Below are 17,238 nucleotides of genomic sequence, written 5' to 3' on the forward strand. Positions count from 1 at the left end.
TTTCATCTCTCCCCGCCGTCAGGCGGCCCGAGTTTGCCTGGGGCAAAGCTTCCCGCCTGTCGGCTGGAGTTTGTCCCGGACAAACTTTTTTGCGCCGGTTGCCAAGCGCAAAGATTACAACGTCCCGGTGGGCGCAAATGGCTGCTTCCCTCTTTTACCCCTGTGAAATGTCGCAGTGGTTCTCCTTGGATTGCCGGGTAAAAACTCCATCGTAGCGATTCGAACCAACAGAACCACAGGACAGACGATGAGCGCCGGCATTCGTGATCGTCGCGACGACCCCGGCGGCCACATGAAGGCGCTCGTCGTGAACAACGAGAAAGGCGGCGTTGGCAAAAGCACGATCGCCGTGCATCTCGCCTGGTATTTTGCAGAACGCGGCAAACGCGTTCTCTTCCTCGACCTCGATCCCCAGAGCAATGGCACAACGACGCTGGCGGCCCACGCCGGCGAAGTTGACGCGGCAGCGCTCTTTGAGCATCCCGTCGCCATTCCACCAATAGCGAGCGCAGGCATTCGGGTCCTTGGCGCCAGCGCCGCATTGCGCGGGATCGTCGCGGTAGACGGCAAAACAATCGAGCAATTCCGTTCCAATATTAAGGACACATCGCGCGCCTATGATATTGCGGTCATCGACACGCCGCCGACCTTCGGCGTACGCAATCTCGCGGCGCTAATCGCCGGGCAGTTCGTGCTGGCGCCGATCGACCTTGACGACTATGCCATCGACGGCATTGAAACTCTGCTGACGCACATCCTTGGCGTAAAGCAGAAATACAATTCCGGCCTCGAGTTCCTTGGATTGATCCCTAATCGGCTGCAGACGACCTCACCGCGCCAACGAGAAAATTTGAAGAGCCTCGTCCAGAGATTCGGCACGAAATACCTGTTCGAGGGCGTGATCCCGCAGCGCTCGTCGATCGGCGAGGCGCTGGCCGAGAAAAAACCAGTCTGGAGTTTGCCAAAGACGGCGGCGCGCGACGCCGGCCGTGAGATGCGCGCCGTGTTCGATAAGCTCGCGATCAAGATGGAGATGGCATGAGCTACGCCCGTAAACTCGATGACGTCGCGCTGCTGCTGGACGAGCTCGAGGGCCTCGAAGCGCCCGCTTCGAGCGGCAAGCCCCTCGAAATCCCGCTTTCGTCGATCGAGGAGGACCCCCATCAGCCCCGACGCGCTTTCGACGCCGAGACGCTGGAGGAGCTCGCCGCCTCGATCCGGGAACGCGGCATCCTTCAACCGATCGGCCTTACCCCAGCGGGTCCCAACGGAATGCACCGAATCGTCTTCGGGGCGCGGCGCTTTCGGGCGGCGCAACTTGCTGGTCGCGCGACGATCGCTGCGTTTATTCATTTGGGAGAGAGTAGCGATCCTTACGACCAGATGATCGAGAATATCCAACGGGACGACCTTTCGGCCGCGGATATTGCCGCATTCATTGCTTCCCGCCTTGCGGCGGGCGAGAAGCAAAAGGACATCGCGCTGCGACTCGGCAAGAACAAGAGCTATATCGCGATGTATGCGTCGGTCGCGCAAATGGCGCCCATATTGCGGGAGCGCTTGGAGACGTCGCCGATCCGCGCCGTTTATGAATTGCATCAGATGTGGAAAAAGTCTCCGCAGGCCGTTGAGACGTTTTGCGCGGAACATGACTCGTTCACCCGCGTACAAGTGATCGCCTTCAGTGAAGGCCTAAGCGCTCGGGCATCGCGAATCGATGATTCGTCGCTGAGTGGAGCACTGAATGGCGCCGCCGTTTCGCATGGCGAGCATGAAAGCGGCCAGCTCGATCGACTCGATCCGTCCAGAATCGCTCATGACGAAGCATCACGTGGGTCAAGGCGACCTGCCCGAAGCTACGTGCCGTCCAAAGCAATGGCCACGATGCTACGCGTCGAGCACGGCCGGCGTTCCGGGAAGCTGATTCTGGATCGCGGATCGAGCAAGGGCGAAACGCATGGTTTGGTTTCCTTCGACGACGACTGCACGATCGAGGACTTGCCTCTCGCCGCATTGAAGCTCGTTGAGCTGAGGACGGACCTCTCCAGCGCGTGAGGGCATGCAGGCGATAGGGCCGCGCGTCATGTAGTGGCTTTTCCATCCCGAAGGGACGAAGCGAAGCGGAGCGCCCGGAGGCCGAATGCGCTCTCAAATAGCGCCGTAGAGAGGCCGGAGGGTGTGGAAAAGGCGCGGGCAAGAAAGCAACCTGGCTGGATGATCGTATCGATCTTCACGCCGCCCGGAACGATCCGAGGCAATCAACGAACACGCCGCCACGCGAAGTCGGCTAATCGGAATCGAGCCCCGAAAACTTGAAAATGGAGCGCATCATTTTTTCGAGGGTGAGTGCAGGATAGGCTTGCCGCCAGCCATTTTTAAACGTCTCGCGCTTTGAAAGGGCGAACCGAACGCATGGCGTTTCTGGGATTTCATCTCGACGATGCGCTTGCTGAAAAATTCGCGGCGATGGCGGCGAATGAAGGCGGAAAATCCGCCGCAATGCGGCGTCTCGTCGAGCACGCGATAGGGAATGAAACGTCGCCAGCGGAAGGTGCGATGCGTACAGGGGCGTCGCGTAAAGTGACGATCAGGCTGTGTGAAAGCGAGCTAGGTTTATTGGCAACCATCGCTGCGCAGCGCGGCATGAACCGCACGCAATGGATCGCATCGCTGGTAAGGGCGCGGCTCGGCTTTCCGGTGCAGCAGACGCATGACGAACGCCAGGCGCTGCGCGCCGTGGCGCGGGAGCTGAACCGCATTGGCGGCAACATCAACCAGATTGCCCATGCCGCTAATCTGAACCGGTTGATTGGGCAATCGGTGAAGATCGAGGCCGAAGCAATCCGAGAGGCCTCGGCGCAAATCGAAGGGGCGCTTGTCGAACTGCGCGCCGCGCTGAAACGGAACGCCGATTATTGGCCGGGCCGATGAGCGGCGAGGGCGACCGCGATCTTGAACTGCCGCCTATCTCCTATGTATGGCAAACCCCGGTCCGAAGGCCGAAGCGCGCCCAATGGGAAATTTCTGATCCAGGCGATCCACGAAAGCTCACGCCCGCGATGCGGTCCAAATTACAGCGGATCGTCGCAAAGACGCCTGAGGTGATGGTCAAAATCACCGGCAAGAGCAAGACCGTCGCTCATCTGAAATCCCATCTCGAATATATCACCCGCAAGGGCGAGCTGGCGGCCGAAACGGAAACCGGCGCGGTCATGGACGGGCGGCAGGGATTGCGGGACATACAAGTGCAATGGGCCGACGACGCGGCGCTCGATCAGCGCCGGCGTCGGAACGGGCCATTATCCCATAACATCGTCCTGTCGATGCCGCCGGGAACGGATCCCATCGCCGTGAAGGACGCAGTCCGCGCCTTTGCGATGGAAACTTTCGGCGGCGCGCATGATTACGTCTCCGTGCTGCATCTTGACGATAAGCATCCGCACGTTCATCTGACGGTGCGCTCGCTGGGCTACAACGGGAGGCGGCTCAATCCTCGCAAGGCCGATCTTGCGACATGGCGCGAGGATTTCGCCGGCGAATTGCGATTGCGCGGCGTCGAGGCGGAGGCGACGCCGCGTCGCGCGCGCGGCAAGATCCGGAAGGCCGAGCGCGGCGTCGTTCGCTCGATCAGGGAGCGGGGCGAGCCGCCTCGCGTGGAGCGCCTGGCCCGCGAGGAGATCATCAGGGAAGCGCGTGGGGGCAGAATTTCGCCGCGTCCTTGGGAGAAAAAGACGCGCGACCGGCAGACGGCAATCCGCGACGCATACCGGATCGAGTCCCAGGAGCTGGAACGATCTAGCAACCCAAGCGACCATGAGCTTTCGCAGCAGTTGTGGAGATTCGTCTCTGAAATGCTGAGGCCAGAAACGAGGCGCGACCACCTGAAAAGAGAGCTTTTCGACAGGCTCATGCGTCGCGGCGCCCGAGCGCCGTCAAAGGGCAAGGAAAGAGGTGATGCCGACGATCGCTGACCGGCAAGGTTTGCGCTGGCGGTTTCGTCTGGAATAGGGACGAGCGCGACATCGAAATGGGGGCGCCGGCGCCGATGGTCAGAGTTTGCGCAGCGAGTAGCTCGTGCTGCGGCCGCCAGCCACATCCTTGAGTAAGATGTTGCGCTTAACGAGGTCGTCGATATCGCGCAGTGCGGTGTCTTGGGAGCATTTGGCGAGCTTCGCCCATTTCGACGAGGTGAGTTTGCCCTCGAATCCATCGAGCAGCCGATTGATCATCATTCGTTGACGGTCGTTGAGCGGTTCTCCGGCACACGCCTCCCAAAAGCGCGCTTTTTGCAGCACGGAGGCCAGGATCGTCTCTGCGGCGTCGAACGCCCGGTTCAAACATTCGAGGAACCATTCGAGCCAGGCGGTAATGTCGAGATCGCCCTTCTGCGTCGTTTCGAGCATCTCGTAGTAGGCGTTGCGCTCAATGCGGATTTGGGCCGACATGCTGTAGAATCGTTGGGGATTGCCCTCGGAACGCGTCAGCGCGAGTTCGGCGATGGCGCGGGCGATGCGGCCATTGCCATCATCAAATGGATGGATGGTGATGAACCATAGATGCGCGACGCCGGCTTTGATGACGGGATCGATTATGGCGTCGGTTTCGAACCAATCGAGAAAAGCATGCATCTCCTTCTCGATCCTTCCGGCGTCGGGCGCTTCGAAATGCACGCGTTCGCGCCCCACCGGTCCCGAGACGACCTGCATCGGACCTGATGCCTCTTTGCGCCACGCGCCAACCACGATCTCGCGCATTCCGCTACGCCCCGTGGGAAACAGAGCGGCGTGCCAGGCGAACAGCCGCTCTTTGGTCAGCGGCGCCATATAGTTCTGGGTCGCGTCGAGCATCATCTCGACAACGCCTTCCACGTCGCGATCGGCGGGGACAAGTCCGGCAATGTCCATGCCGAGACGTCGGGCGAGGGAGGAGCGCACCTGTTCCTTGTCGAGCTGCTCACCTTCGATTTCGCTGGATTTCAGGATTTCTTCGGTGAGCGTTTGCAGGACGGCTTCGGCGCGTAGCTGAAAGCCGAGCCCCTCCATACGGCCGATCAGCCGTCCCTGCCGGTAACGGACGGAAGCGAGGCTGTCCGCCAAGCGCTCCCGGCTCCATCTGAAGGCGGGCCAGCCTTTGCGTTCGTGAATATAAGGCATAATCACCGCGTCATTTGCGGTGATTGTAGCTCCTATTCACCGCAAGCCGCAAGCCTTACCACTGCATGAAATGCGGCGATAAGGCTCTCAATTTACCGCGGCGAATATCGAGTGGTTGTCCCCTTGTCGATCGCCGTGACCATCCTGCAAGAAAGCTTGCGAGCCGATCGACGGCCCAACTATTCCCGCGCTTTTTGATGCGCTGACGACGACCTCGACGGGATCGGGAGATCGAAGATGCTATATGTGAAGAATGTTCCGGCTGGGAGCGCGCGGTTCGGTTGGCGATGGGCATGGACCTCATCGCCGCGGCGATCGCCCATTTCGGCTCAACACCAATAGGGTGGGGCGTCGGAGCCATGGGCGCCATGGCGGCCATGTCTGGACTTCTCGGCCTTTGCCCGGCCTGCGCCATGGTCGGGCGCAAGTTGGATCACCGAACCGGGAGCGAGGCGATGGTGGCGGTAGAGACGAACTCGTTCTCCGCGCTCAGCGCGGAGACGGCTGGGCGCTGGAAGGCTTCTCGCGGAATGCCAGTCCGATGCTCGCCGCTAGGCTTTGCGCCATTGCGTGACGAGCGAGATCGGCGATGCCGGGCAACAAACGCTGCCGATCGTCGCGCGGCGTCTGCGCACGCTGAAGAAGGCGGCGTCCTTCGCCGGCTGGCTGTTTACTGTCGTGCATCGCGAATGCCAGCGGCTGTCGCGGAAAATGTTCAGGCACGAGGGACTCGATGAGGAGCACATCAAGGCGCATCTCACGGAGCGATCCACGGACGAGTTGCGGACTGAACTGGCCTTCGCCCCCGAGTCCCCGCCGGCCCATTATCTCGAAATGACTCTGCTACGGGACTTCGAGGAAGTGACCATCGCCGAAATTTGCGAGCGGCTTGATGTCAGCGTCGTGACGGCGAAGGCACGCTTGCGCCGGGCGCGGATTCTCGTTCGGGGATATCTCTTGGGCGCAGATCAGTCCTCGCCGGCCGGTGCGGCTTCCTCCGAGAATACTGCGTGAAAAGCGATAGTCCACGTCTGTCGCGCCGTGCTGTGGTCTGCGCGGTCGTCGGGGCGACGTTGTCTTCGTCAGCCTGAGCACAATTTCCATTGTATCCGACGCCGCCGCAGCGCACGGCTGCGGCGCAATTCATCGAACTTCGCTCTCTCATTGAAACGCCGGTGCTGAAGCTCGAACGCATCGACGGGAAAACAGTCGCCCTCAACGACCTTCGCGGGAAAGTTGTCCTGATGAGCTTCTGGGCGACATAGTGTTCACCTTGCCGCCGCGAATTGCCGATGCTCGAACGCCTCCGACCTATCGTCGCCCCGAGCCATCTCGAAATCGTCCCCGTATCGATTGACAAAGCCGAAAAGCCGGCGGTCGCAGCGTTTCTTAAAGGCGTTGGCGTTACCCGTCTCCAGCCCATCCTCGACCCAGAAGGGCGCATCGCCAAGCACGTCAACGAGGACGCCTCATCGCTTTTTGCGCTCTATGGGATGCCGATGTCCTACGTTGTCGATCGTCGCGGGCGCGGCGTCGGCTACATCACCGGCGAGGTCGATTGGACGTCTGGCGAGGGACTCGCTATCCAGCGCTATTACATGCGCGCCGGATAACGCCGATGGGACAGCTTGGAGCTTAGCGACGCTGTAAAACAATTAAAGAATTGCGCTCAGCGGTCGTTTCTTCATTATGCAGCATGATGAGTCGGCGCGATCGTCAGTTTGAGGCCAAGCGCCTTGATCACTTTCAACACGGTCGCTAATTCGGGATTGCCGTCGGCGCTGAGCGCCTTGTAAAGACTCTCTCGCGATAAGCCGGCGTCTTGGGCGATTCGTGACATGCCCTTCGCCCGCGCGACTACGCCGAGCGCACGCGCGATGATCGCAGAATCATTGCTTTCCAAAGCGTCCTCCAGATAGGTCTCGATCGCTTCAGGGCTGTCGAGATATTCCGCGCTGTCGAACGCCGAGGTTTTCGTGGCCATCGTCACTCATCCTCCAATTCTGTCGCCAGCGACTTCGCCTGCGCTATGTCTCGTTCTTGGCTGCCTTTGTCGCCGCCGCACAGTAAGACCACGATGGTCTTTTCGCGTCGCACGAAGTAGACCCTGTAGCCTGGGCCGAAATGTATACGCAGTTCGCTCACGCCCTCTCCAACGGGCGCCACATCGCCAGGGTTGCCGAGCGCCAAGCGATCGATTCTCGCGACAATCTTGGCTTTGCCGCGCTGATCTTTCAGCCCTGTTAGCCAATTTTCAAATGCGTCGGTCTTCCGAACTTCGAGCACTTGCATTGTATCCTATAGGATACTCGACGGGACGTCGAGAGCCAACTGAGAGGACGGTTTCATGGGTTTGCGGGAGCTAGCGCACGAGATGGCGAATTGCGCGCGATCAAACCAACGCTATGCGCTCGGCTGTTGGAGTTTTAGCGACGGGTCGCCGATGCGCCACGATGGGAAGCTGGGATCGAAGCGCGGCTCCGAGTTACGTCGACTCAGAGGCCGAGCAACGGAAACGCGGGCGTCAGCGCCGCGGCGAAGTCGCGCAGGTATTTCGCGACGTGCGCCCTTTCGGTGATCGTCAGCAGACCGGCCTTGTCGGCGCGCGTGAAGGGGATGTTTTCGGCGTCCAACTTGGCGAACGTGCCGGCAGGCAGAGCGGGAAACTCGATTTCGACGCCGCTCATGGCGAGCAGTTTTTCGCGCGTCTTGCCGCCTTTCGCTACGCCCTTTGCGTCGGTAAAGCCGTACCAGAACGGGAAATCGGTTGGCGGCTTGCCGTGCTTGAGGTTGATCACCGCGACATGATCGGCCCTGTCGCCGATCAAGCTCAACCAGCGAGCGACGGACTGAGCGGCGCCGACGTCTGGCGAAATGACGTGAAACAGCGTCAGCCTGTAGCCATGAGCTTCGAAAGCGTCGAGAAGGCCGTCGAGTCCTTCGCCGCCGTCGACGATCCGCGTGAGATCGGCCAAGAGGCCGCCGGCGAGATCGTGAACGTAGAGCTTTTCACCCGACTCGATCGAGTCGAGCAGAATGTTGCGTTCATCATCGGCCCGACCATTGTAATAGCCGACGCCTTCGACCGGATCCTGAACGCGTTCGACGGCGCCGTTGGCGTCGCGGCTACCGAGCACGCGCGCGGTCGCGCCGACGCTGCCATCGGCGTCATAGGCCGCGACGCGCTTGCCACTGGTGCGGAGATGATCGACGAGCGTGCGGGTAAACACAGACTTGCCCACGCCGCCTTTCTCATTGGCGACGAGAGCCACACGCTTGAAGGCGGCGGGTAACGCCGCCGCGCGAGGACGAGGTTTGACGGCGGCGGCAGTAGCAGTAGCCATGTCCGAATGTCCTTTGCTGTCGGGGTTAAGCGTCGCGATTTGGCGCGACACTGAGTCTTGCTCGTTACACATCGTCATCGAAGCGATGCCCAAGAACGTCCTTGGCAGCTTTTCGAGCTTGCGCCGGAGGCTTCGTCGCCAATAGCGAAGGAGGCGTCGCCATCGTTCTCGCCACATCGGCTGTCCTTGAGCCTGATTTAACTGTCGTCGTCTTTGATTTGGCGGCGACGGACGCCATTTTCTTTTTGCGTCGATTGGCGGGGCGAGCGCGCGCTTCATTGATATATTTGTTCAATGTGCCGGGGGCGATGACAATGCCATTGCTGCGCATGATTTCGGCGAGTTCCACACTGGTGTATCCTTTTGCGCGGAAAGCGAGCAGATCCGGCAGCAACTGCGCGACGGCGGCTTTGAGAGGGCTGCGGGAGCGTGCGCCTTTTTTCGGCGGCGCCGAGCGTAACGCCGATCGCAAGGCCGACACTCTATCGGAGATCGCTAGGCTCGCTTCAACCGCGTTTTTGTCCACAGCGTTGCCGTCCCTCAACCTTTGCGCGATCGTCATGTGTTTTTCTCTATGTTCAGTTGAAGACGGCGCGAACTGCCAGCTCGGGGTGACGCGACGATCACGAATCGAATCAAGATGGCGTGCGAGAAGAAATATCGCGCCATTTGCGACGAGATCGCGGCGTGAATAATGAAATCTTCAAATATCGACGTGGCCCCCGCAGCGGTCTGTGCGGCGAGAAGCGTTATCGATTCCTGTAGGCGCGCTCTGTGCGATCCGCATCTCTGGTTCTTCCAACGGACTTGCTTGGCGACTCCCGCGACTGCTTGGTTTTTCCTTCGAGGATTTCGGCGCGATCGAAGCAGGCGCCACGACGCCGATGATGCGCCATGCGTTCCCGCGTCGCGTCGAGAATGCGCTTGCGCGCTTCGGCGTCTCTGGGGAAAGCCGCAAGCGCGATCCGCTCGATTAGGGCGAGATGCGAGCGGGCGTTGCGGTCGTCCGCTCCGCCATTTGAATTCCGCTCGGTTGACGGCGAGCGCCGAGCCGGCGCTCCTGCGCCGCTCCGATCGCGGCCGAAGGAATGGCTCTGGTCATGTCCAAATCGTACTTGCATCTTGGCGAGCGCAGCGCGATCGAGCTCTGACGGCTCATAGCCCTTTGTCTCGATCCCGCGCGCGGAGGCGGCGAGCCAAGCCTCTCGCCGAAATTCTATCGAGCCGGTCAGCTCGATCCTTTCCCAGCCGCGATGCGCGGCGATGGCGACGAGGTCACGGACAATTTCGAGGTCGGCGACGAGCGTCACCAAGCAATCGCGGCCGGCCTTCGCCAAAAGATATTCGCCGTCGCGATCGGCGTAGATTCTCGCCTCTTGCGCGTCGACGTCCACGACGTAATATTTGCGGCGTAGATGCGCGGGCAGGAAATCGAATTCGGCTGCGCCGCTCGATTCTGAAGCCGAGAGTCGATCGGTTGCGTGCTTTCGCGGATCGTCGTCGTCTTGCGCCGCTCGCTTCAACTCGAAGGCGCGGTCGCGGTCCTTATTGTTCTCAGCCACGGCTCAACTCCCGACTTCGCTTGCGGCGCTGGCCGCGCCCGGACGCGCCCTTGGCTCGTGCGTCTTCACCTTCGAGGGGCTGGGAGGGACTCGAATTCTCGCTCGCCTGAGCGGCAGCTTCCGAACTCTCGTCGTAGCGGGCGGCGCCGTCGATATGGTCCGCGACCCAGGCGTTGAGCACTTCTTCCGAGACGTTCTCGAGGTCGAGCGGCACATCGGCGAGGTTCGAGAGCGCGTCGGCGGGGATCGACGCCGGGTCGTCGATTTCCGTGTCGGTCAGCGGCCGTCGAATGACAATGGCGCGCAATTCGGCGACGTCCTGCTTCAATTGAAGAACCTGCGAGGCGAGCGTTTCATTGGCAGGCGCAGGCATCGGTTCAATGATCGGCGGTGGGAGCAATCGAGCCGTAAAGCGGCGATCTTCGTGATAGACGAGCTTGTCGGCGAGGATTGGCGGAACGCCGGCCATCAATACGAAGGCGTTGGTTTTAGGCGTGAGCTTTAATTCCTGAGGTAGGAGCAGAGGACGCCGATGATCCGAAACCGTCTCGGAGCGGGAGCGATTGGAAAAGCCCCAAGGCCGCGATCGGCTCTTTGCCTCCACCGTCTGCGTTCCGAAGCGTTCCGAGAGTTCGACGGCGACGTCGTGCTCTTTGGGCGTAAAGACGATTTCGACGGCGTGGTTGGTCAGAAAATTCTTAGCTTCGTCCGCGCCATAGATCGCGCGCAATTGCGATGGGCTCTGCAAAACTGTCAGCAGCCTGACGCCATATCCGGCGATGAAGGCGACGCTTTTCGCCAGCACACCGACATGGCCGAGAGAGGAGAATTCGTCGAGGAGCAGAAGGAGCTGGCGCGAATGCGCCGGATTGTGTTCGGGCAGTTCGCGGGCGTTGAGATCAACCACCTGCTGGAAGAAGAGGTTGAGGAGCGGCGCCAGCCGGTCGAGATTGTCGGGCGTCACCGCTAGATAAATCGATATCGCCTCGGAGCGTAATTTGTTCAGATCGAAATCGCTCGCCGAGGTTGCGGCGTCGATGCGTGGATTGAGCCAGAGCCCCAGGCGCGCGGTGACGGTCTTGCGCACCGATTGCAGCGTATTTTCTGAGGCCGCGAGAAAATCATTGAGCGCCGCGACGCAAGAGGCGGAGAGTTGGTCTGAACCCGCTTTTCGCTTGCCCAAGACACTTTCGAAATGCGCCTTGACGTCGGCCGCCGCTGTGAGTTGGCGTAGGATCTCGCCGATGGTGAAGGGTAGCTGCGGCGTTTCGGCGATGTAGCCGCCAATGGCGATAAAGGCCGATCGCGCAGCTTCCGTCCAGAAGGGATCGCCGCGCGGTTCAGGCGGAAACAACATGCCGGCGATTCGCTGCAGATCGTCATAGAGATCAGGCGGGTCGCGGCGCACGAAAGAGAGAGGGTTATAGCGCGCAGTGCGACCTTGGGGATCTATGGGATCGAAGAGATAGACTTTCTGCCCATGCGCCGCTCGAAAGCCGGCCGTCTTGATGAAATTCTCCTTCTTGATATCGAGCACGACGACGCTGTCGCTCCAGGAGAGGAGATTGGGGATGACGACCCCGACGCCCTTGCCGGATCTTGTCGGCGCATAGACGATGACGTGCTCCGTCCCGCCGAAGATCAGAAGCTTGCCGTTAGCCTCGGCGAGCAACAGACCGTTTTTCGAACGCAGACCAGCCGCTTCGATATCGCGCGGCGTGGCGAAACGCGCGGCGCCATGCAGCGGCCGCGGCCTGGCGCGCAGGATCATGCCGAGCAGGGCGAACGTCGTGACAGCGCCGACAAGAAATCCAATGGTCAGCCAGCGGTCGAGCCGCTTGTCGGTTCCGAACTGCGGCGCCAGCGTCAGAATATCAAAGAAATGCAGGCCGCCGTCATGGGCGCGCAGGCCGAGCAGCAGGACGTTCGAAGCGAGGAGGAGAAAGATCGCCGCCGCCAGGAGCGAAAGACCAATTGGGAGCGCCAGGAGCCGACAGGACCGATCCCAGTCCGGGCGCGCGATCTTGCCGAGAACGGCGGCAATTCCGAGCGAGCGCGATTCAGAAGGCATTGCGGCGCTTGGACTCGGGATCATAGTGAATTTCCGTGATGCGGTAGCGGCCATTGCTGCGGCTCATCTGCACCACGACGTCGACCATGAGATATAACAATCGCCTGATGTCCTCGCGGGTGAGTTCGCGCCCTTCGGCGCTCTCCTTGACGAGCAGAGTGAGCTGTTCGAAGGCAAGACGCGCGCTATCGGCATGGACCGTGGTGATCGAACCCGGATGGCCCGAATTTACATTGCGCAAATAATAGAAAGCCGTGCCGTCGCGCAGCTCCTGCAACAGGATGCGGTCGGGGCGCATGCGCAAGGCCGATTCCAGCAATTCGCGCGGGCCGATCTTTGCGACGCCGGAGCCATCCTTGGCGTAGAGCAGGCGGACATGATTGGGTTGCGGGATAGTGAGCTCCGCCGTGTCCTCGATCGTGAGAATGCGCTCATGATCAGGGATCAGCGCGGCGAGGCCTTTGGCGAGCGTCGTCTTTCCCGATCCTGTCGCGCCGGAAATGACGATATTGCGGCGACTGGCGACGGCGCGTTCGAGGAAGGCGCGCCAATGGCCGGCGTCTCTGAGCCGCATGAGCTCTTCTTCGTTCTCGGAAAGCCCGTCGCTTGCTTGGCAGACATCAACGAAAAGCGAGCGGCGTTCGAATTCTTCTAGGGTGATCGTCGCAGCGGCCACTTTGCGGATTGTGAGGCTCACAGTGCCCGCGGGCACGGCGGGCGGAATGACAATCTGGCAGCGCTCGCCCATCGGCAGAACGGTCGAGACGATCGGATGGTCGACGGCGATATCCTGGCAGGTGAAGGCCGCAGCGCCGGTCGCGAGATTCATCAGATGCGAAAAACCAAGTCCCTTGCGCTCATGACGCGTCCAACCCTGCGGGCCTTCGGTGAAGACTTCGCCCGGCCGGTTGACGACAATTTCGGTCAGTTCTGGGTCGGCAAGCAGATCGGCGATCGGTTCGGATAACCGCAGCAGCACGCAACGCTCGGCTGACCATTCGGCGCTATTCAAGTTCGGAGCATGGAACTCGTCGAGAACGGCCGCTTCCTCGCCGCTCATGGCTTGGTGATCCGTGGTCCGGCGATTCCGCTGGCGATCGTGCGGTCGAGAATCTGCGTTCGGCCTTCGATGATCCGCAGGCGATAAACGGAGGAGAAGTCGAGATCGCGGGCAACGAAGACCGAGACGAGTTCGCCTTGGCTCTTATAGAGTGTCGGCGGGATATTGATCGATTGTTCCGTCGCAATCGCCGCCGCGCTCTGCCCCGAGTTCTGGATCGAATTCACTTGCACATTGGCCTGCGACAGCCGAGTGGCGGCGACTTGTCCAGCGTCGTTAACGATCGACAGCAACAGAGCGCCGCCGAAGCGCTCGAAGAAATGATTGTCGATCTCGCCATCAAAGCCGGAGCGCCCCAGCGCGTCGGTGGCGGGGCTCGAGAGCGCGACGATCACGCCGGTCGGCGTTTTTGCTCGCGTCCACAGGACAAACATGCGCCTCGAGCCGCGCCGCAGAGTGCTGCGATATTCGCCGACGATTTGGGTCCCTTTCTCCATCAGCACGACTTGGCCGGAGTCAGACATCACGTCGCGTTCAACGACGCAGGACACGAACCCGGCCACGTCCGACGACATGGCGGTCTCCAAGACGCAGGGGATGGCGGTTCCCTGCGTCACCATGAGATGGCGATTGGGGAGGCGCGCTGCGCGCACGCCTTCGATCGCGGTTGGCCGGAGGTTACTCGCGAGTTCGTTGCGAGCCTCGGGAGCGCCATAGCCGTTCGCGTAGATGGAGCCCGTCGGCTCAAGGTCCACGCCGGGAGGTTGGGCCGTCGACACGCCGGATTTAGCTTGCTGTGGCCGATTGAACACGAGCACGGGCGCACGCCGCGCACTGTCCAAGAGTTCATCGGCCTTGGATCGCTCAGCGACAGCGGGGGGCGCGGCCGGAAGCGCGACCGGCTCCAGACGAGCGACTGGCGGGTCGCGCGGACGTTCGAACGCATTCGCCACAGAAATCGTCGGCTTTTGGCGTGGCTCGGACTCGGCTGGCGCGCGCTTCCAGCTCGCCCACAGCACCAGGCCGCAGAGCGTGACGAGGCCGATAACGCCCAATCCTTTGCGCCAAGGCAGCGGCGCGTCTCCAACGGAAGAGACCGGCGTGATGCGACGCTCCTGATCGAGTGGGCCGGCTGGCGGATCTTCATTCATTGTTTTCGCCCTTCAACGTGATTGCGATCGTCATCGCGTCCGGGCCGCTCGTCGCGGCAGCCGGGCGACGCTCGGACTCGTCGTTCGCGTCGCCTGATTGACGCCTACCGGATCGAAGGCTTCGTTGAAGATGCAGAGAACCTCCGCGCCTTGCCGCAGGCGTAATTCGCGGCCGACCGCATGGACAACGACGAGTTCGCCGCGCACGTCTTTTGGCGCGAGGCTTTCGGTTCCGTCGGAGCCGACGAGAAAGATCGCCGGGACTTCGCGATTCCCCTCAAAGCGCAGCGTCGTCTCCTTGCCGTCGTCATAAACGGCGTCGGGCTCGAGATTCGGCGTGCCTTGCGCCGAATAGCTCCAATTACGCGGCGCTGATGCGTTGTGCAGCGCGAAGGTTTCATCGACGGCGCGCGCCTCCATCTCGCTGCTCCTCGATGCGGCGGCATAGCGGCGGGCCTCCGCCGCGTCGCCGGGATAGGCGAAGCGAACCATAAAATAGCTTTCGCCAAGCGAGCTTTCGGCGATCGATAACTCGAATTGGTAGGACCGCTTGCGGCCGTCCCGGCGCGTCGTTACCACCTGCAGATTGGTCGGCGGGTGCCTTTCGCGCGGCTTCAGGAAGAGGATGTTGCCGGCTGGCGCGACCTCCCAGGAGACTGAATCGCCGATCGCGACATGGGCGATTTCTTCGTCCTCGGAAAAGACCACCTGGGTTGAAGCGCGGATGACGCCATTGATTTTTACGACGTTGAAGGGATCGTAGGCGACCATGCGCATGCGCGCGTCGCGCGATCCAGCTGTCGGTTGCTGCAGGGCGAGGCTCGGCAAGGGCGAGATCAAAAACCCGCCCGCGATCGTCGCGATCGCGCCAGCGAAGAAGAAGCGATTCATCACGGCGCGGTCTCCGGATCGGACCGATATTCGGAGACGAGAAAACCGAGAGGATTGATCAGGCGATCGGAAGAGGAGATCGTCGCCTTCTTCTCGAACGAGAAGGCGACCGTGGCGATCCAGTGCGAAATCTTGATCTCGTCGCCATGACGGACTTCGCGCAAATAGCGCACCGAGGCGAGATTGGGACCGAGCAACGAGATCGCCTTGATGCGGATTTCGGCGAGGCCGCTCTTGCCATAGGCGACCTGTGGGCTGTCGGGGTTTGAACCGCGATAGTGGATCGAAAAGCGCGTCTGCTCGCCCTGGGTCGACAGCAGCGAAATGGTGCGGAAATTTGCGGGGGCCTCGACGAAACTATAGCCTTCCCGCGCTCTCACATATTGAGCAAGAAAATATTTTGCGATCGCTTCGTCATAGGCTTGCGGCTCGTCCTTCAGGGCGGAAACCACATCGACAATGCCGGTCGCGTTGTCGACGCGAATGACGAAAGGCTCGATCGTCTTGAGCGGCGTCAACGCCGCGACCGCGCCAATCGAGACGAAGGCGAGAGCCGAGGCCGCCGCCGCAACCCCCCAGGCGATGCGCTTCGAGCGTTGCGCCGAGAGGAGGAGATCCTGCTCCCAGAGGCGCGCGCGTTCGAAATATTCCTTCAAGTCTCCGTGCTCAACCATGGTCAGGGTCCCCGCAGCGCCGCGTCGAAGCGGCGATATCAAATATCGGGAGAGCGGCGGTTCGCTCGCTCGCTGACGCCCTATCGATTTCGCCCTTGCGGATGAGTGGTTCGCCAGCAGCGGGTGGCGAAGCCGGCGCGGGCGCCTCAATCGGCGCAGCGTTCTCCCAATCCCATAGCGACCGATTGAGCGGCCGCCGCGTCCACCCGTCGCAGGACGGCGCGCCTGCGCCCGTGAGACTTGCGCAACCGGTAAGAGGCGTGGCGAGCGCCAGCGCTAGAAATCCCATTCGTGCCGTCATTGCGTCTCCGAAATCATGATCTTTGAGATGGCGAGTGCGCGTCATTCCGCAGGAACGTGGCGAATGCTGCCGCCTCTTCGCCGACCTTGCAGCGCCTTCACCGTCCGTGTCGCGGCGACATGGGCGCCGGCATAGGCGCCGATCGTTGCCCCCAGGGTGGCGGTGGTTGCAGTGGCCGCCATCCAGCGATTGAGCATGTGGGCGGCGAGCGATGCGCCGCCGCCGGCGAGCGCGCCGGCGATTTCGGGCAATTGCAGAGCGATATAGGCGGCGAGGCCAAGGACGGCGCTGATCGCTACGGCGCCGACGATCAACTGGCCCGCGGAGGCGGCATTGGCGCCATATTTGTCGACAAAATGGCCGACGGTTGTCAGCATCAGCCCGATCAGCGCGACGACGAGGACGTGCAGGATCACGAAATTAGCGAGCTGGCGCGTCCACGCTTCCCCGAAGGTGCGCGTCGCTTCGAACAGCATGAGGGCGATAAAGATCGGGCCGAGCGCCAATATTAGCGCGAGACCGACTTTCGCATAGAGCATGATTGCAAATTGCAGGAAGCCGCTGACAGCGGTGAACACGAGAAGGATGGCGGCGATCAGGGCGGGAGCGATGTTGGTGATCCCAGCCTGCTCGTAAATCTGTGTCGCGACTTCAACCCCCTTGTTGAGCAATTGATCGAAGGGCTGACCGGATTTCATATCGAGCCCGCCACCCGCGATGGCGTTGCTGATTTCTTTGGGGAGCGATTCGAAAAAGAGTCCGGTGACATATTGCTGATAGGAAGCGGCATTGGTCGCGAGCAGGATGACGGCGACGATTCGGATTGAACGCCAGGCAAAGTCGAGGATCGGCTCCTGGATCGCGCCGCGCATGACAGCGATCCCGTAGATTGCGACATAGAGCATCACCGCGACCCGCAGCGGTGCGTCGACATATGACGAGACGTTCTGAACGGCGTTCGAAACGAACTGCGTGATTGGTTGCTCGAACTCCTTCAAGAATTCGTCGAAGACCTGAATCGCCATCTGCTT

At 61.3% G+C, this 17,238-nt stretch carries 19 protein-coding genes and 1 pseudogene; 8 read left to right on the forward strand and 12 right to left on the reverse strand.

Annotation, left to right across the window (positions count from 1 at the left end):
* Positions 1–247 precede the first annotated feature (247 nt).
* The 4 genes from AB7I51_RS11110 (at position 248) to AB7I51_RS11125 (ending at position 3,971) form a co-directional block, all read left to right on the forward strand.
* Positions 248–1,042, forward strand: a complete 795-nt coding sequence (locus AB7I51_RS11110) for a ParA family protein (RefSeq protein ID WP_428406198.1) — start codon at positions 248–250, stop codon at positions 1,040–1,042.
* A complete protein-coding gene (locus AB7I51_RS11115) occupies positions 1,039–2,055 on the forward strand; it encodes a ParB/RepB/Spo0J family partition protein (protein WP_428406199.1) in 1,017 nt (338 codons plus the stop codon). Before AB7I51_RS11110 ends, AB7I51_RS11115 begins: the two co-directional genes overlap by 4 nt.
* 411 nt (positions 2,056–2,466) lie before the next feature.
* On the forward strand, positions 2,467–2,931 hold the full coding sequence (locus AB7I51_RS11120; protein WP_428406200.1) for a plasmid mobilization protein: 465 nt from the start codon (positions 2,467–2,469) through the stop codon (positions 2,929–2,931).
* A 128-nt stretch (positions 2,932–3,059) separates the two neighbouring features.
* Complete coding sequence (locus AB7I51_RS11125) at positions 3,060–3,971, forward strand: relaxase/mobilization nuclease domain-containing protein (protein ID WP_428406201.1); 912 nt, start codon at positions 3,060–3,062, stop codon at positions 3,969–3,971.
* Positions 3,972–4,049: 78 nt separating this feature from the next.
* Here AB7I51_RS11125 and AB7I51_RS11130 read toward each other — a convergent pair whose 3' ends face one another.
* Entirely contained in the window at positions 4,050–5,153 is a 1,104-nt protein-coding gene (locus tag AB7I51_RS11130) for a Fic family protein (RefSeq protein ID WP_428406202.1), read from the reverse strand.
* A 242-nt stretch (positions 5,154–5,395) separates the two neighbouring features.
* On the opposite strand from AB7I51_RS11130, the pseudogene AB7I51_RS11135 reads away from it, so the two are divergent.
* The 4 genes and pseudogenes from AB7I51_RS11135 to AB7I51_RS11150 form a co-directional block, all read left to right on the forward strand.
* A pseudogene (locus tag AB7I51_RS11135) lies at positions 5,396–5,572 on the forward strand (YgaP family membrane protein); the annotation flags it as partial.
* A 151-nt stretch (positions 5,573–5,723) separates the two neighbouring features.
* Positions 5,724–6,167 carry an RNA polymerase sigma factor gene (locus AB7I51_RS11140; RefSeq protein ID WP_428406203.1) on the forward strand — a complete coding sequence of 148 codons (444 nt, stop codon included), beginning with the start codon at positions 5,724–5,726 and terminating at the stop codon, positions 6,165–6,167.
* An 89-nt stretch (positions 6,168–6,256) separates the two neighbouring features.
* Entirely contained in the window at positions 6,257–6,418 is a 162-nt protein-coding gene (locus AB7I51_RS11145; RefSeq protein WP_428406204.1) for a TlpA family protein disulfide reductase, read from the forward strand.
* 27 nt (positions 6,419–6,445) lie between these two features.
* Positions 6,446–6,766 carry a hypothetical protein gene (locus AB7I51_RS11150; protein WP_428406205.1) on the forward strand — a complete coding sequence of 107 codons (321 nt, stop codon included), beginning with the start codon at positions 6,446–6,448 and terminating at the stop codon, positions 6,764–6,766.
* Positions 6,767–6,840: 74 nt separating this feature from the next.
* Here AB7I51_RS11150 and AB7I51_RS11155 read toward each other — a convergent pair whose 3' ends face one another.
* The 11 genes from AB7I51_RS11155 to AB7I51_RS11205 form a co-directional block, all read right to left on the reverse strand.
* Positions 6,841–7,137 (reverse strand): addiction module antidote protein, encoded by a 297-nt coding sequence (locus AB7I51_RS11155; protein WP_428406206.1) that lies wholly within the window; start codon positions 7,135–7,137, stop codon positions 6,841–6,843.
* A gap of 2 nt (positions 7,138–7,139) precedes the next feature.
* The gene (locus AB7I51_RS11160; protein WP_428406207.1) at positions 7,140–7,445 is read right to left on the reverse strand and encodes a type II toxin-antitoxin system RelE/ParE family toxin; all 306 of its coding nucleotides are present in this window, start codon (positions 7,443–7,445) and stop codon (positions 7,140–7,142) included.
* A gap of 203 nt (positions 7,446–7,648) precedes the next feature.
* The gene (locus AB7I51_RS11165; protein ID WP_428406208.1) at positions 7,649–8,497 is read right to left on the reverse strand and encodes a division plane positioning ATPase MipZ; all 849 of its coding nucleotides are present in this window, start codon (positions 8,495–8,497) and stop codon (positions 7,649–7,651) included.
* 64 nt (positions 8,498–8,561) lie between these two features.
* Positions 8,562–8,891: a hypothetical protein gene (locus tag AB7I51_RS11170; RefSeq protein ID WP_428406209.1), complete on the reverse strand. Its 330-nt coding sequence runs from the start codon at positions 8,889–8,891 to the stop codon at positions 8,562–8,564.
* Between the two features lie 355 nt (positions 8,892–9,246).
* A complete protein-coding gene (locus AB7I51_RS11175) occupies positions 9,247–10,059 on the reverse strand; it encodes an LPD7 domain-containing protein (protein ID WP_428406210.1) in 813 nt (270 codons plus the stop codon).
* On the reverse strand, positions 10,052–12,130 hold the full coding sequence (locus AB7I51_RS11180) for a type IV secretory system conjugative DNA transfer family protein (protein WP_428406211.1): 2,079 nt from the start codon (positions 12,128–12,130) through the stop codon (positions 10,052–10,054). Before AB7I51_RS11180 ends, AB7I51_RS11175 begins: the two co-directional genes overlap by 8 nt.
* The gene (gene virB11 / locus AB7I51_RS11185) at positions 12,120–13,190 is read right to left on the reverse strand and encodes a P-type DNA transfer ATPase VirB11 (protein WP_428406212.1); all 1,071 of its coding nucleotides are present in this window, start codon (positions 13,188–13,190) and stop codon (positions 12,120–12,122) included. The genes AB7I51_RS11180 and virB11 overlap by 11 nt, the downstream gene beginning before the upstream one ends.
* Entirely contained in the window at positions 13,187–14,341 is a 1,155-nt protein-coding gene (virB10, locus tag AB7I51_RS11190; RefSeq protein ID WP_428406213.1) for a type IV secretion system protein VirB10, read from the reverse strand. The genes virB11 and virB10 overlap by 4 nt, the downstream gene beginning before the upstream one ends.
* Before the next feature lie 30 nt (positions 14,342–14,371).
* On the reverse strand, positions 14,372–15,232 hold the full coding sequence (gene virB9, locus AB7I51_RS11195; protein ID WP_428406238.1) for a P-type conjugative transfer protein VirB9: 861 nt from the start codon (positions 15,230–15,232) through the stop codon (positions 14,372–14,374).
* The gene (locus AB7I51_RS11200; protein WP_428406214.1) at positions 15,232–15,906 is read right to left on the reverse strand and encodes a virB8 family protein; all 675 of its coding nucleotides are present in this window, start codon (positions 15,904–15,906) and stop codon (positions 15,232–15,234) included. Before AB7I51_RS11200 ends, virB9 begins: the two co-directional genes overlap by 1 nt.
* Before the next feature lie 342 nt (positions 15,907–16,248).
* Positions 16,249–17,232: a type IV secretion system protein gene (locus AB7I51_RS11205; RefSeq protein WP_428406215.1), complete on the reverse strand. Its 984-nt coding sequence runs from the start codon at positions 17,230–17,232 to the stop codon at positions 16,249–16,251.
* Positions 17,233–17,238 lie beyond the last annotated feature (6 nt).

This window comes from Methylocystis sp. (genome assembly GCF_050246715.1).
Classification (GTDB): Bacteria; Pseudomonadota; Alphaproteobacteria; order Rhizobiales; family Beijerinckiaceae; genus Methylocystis.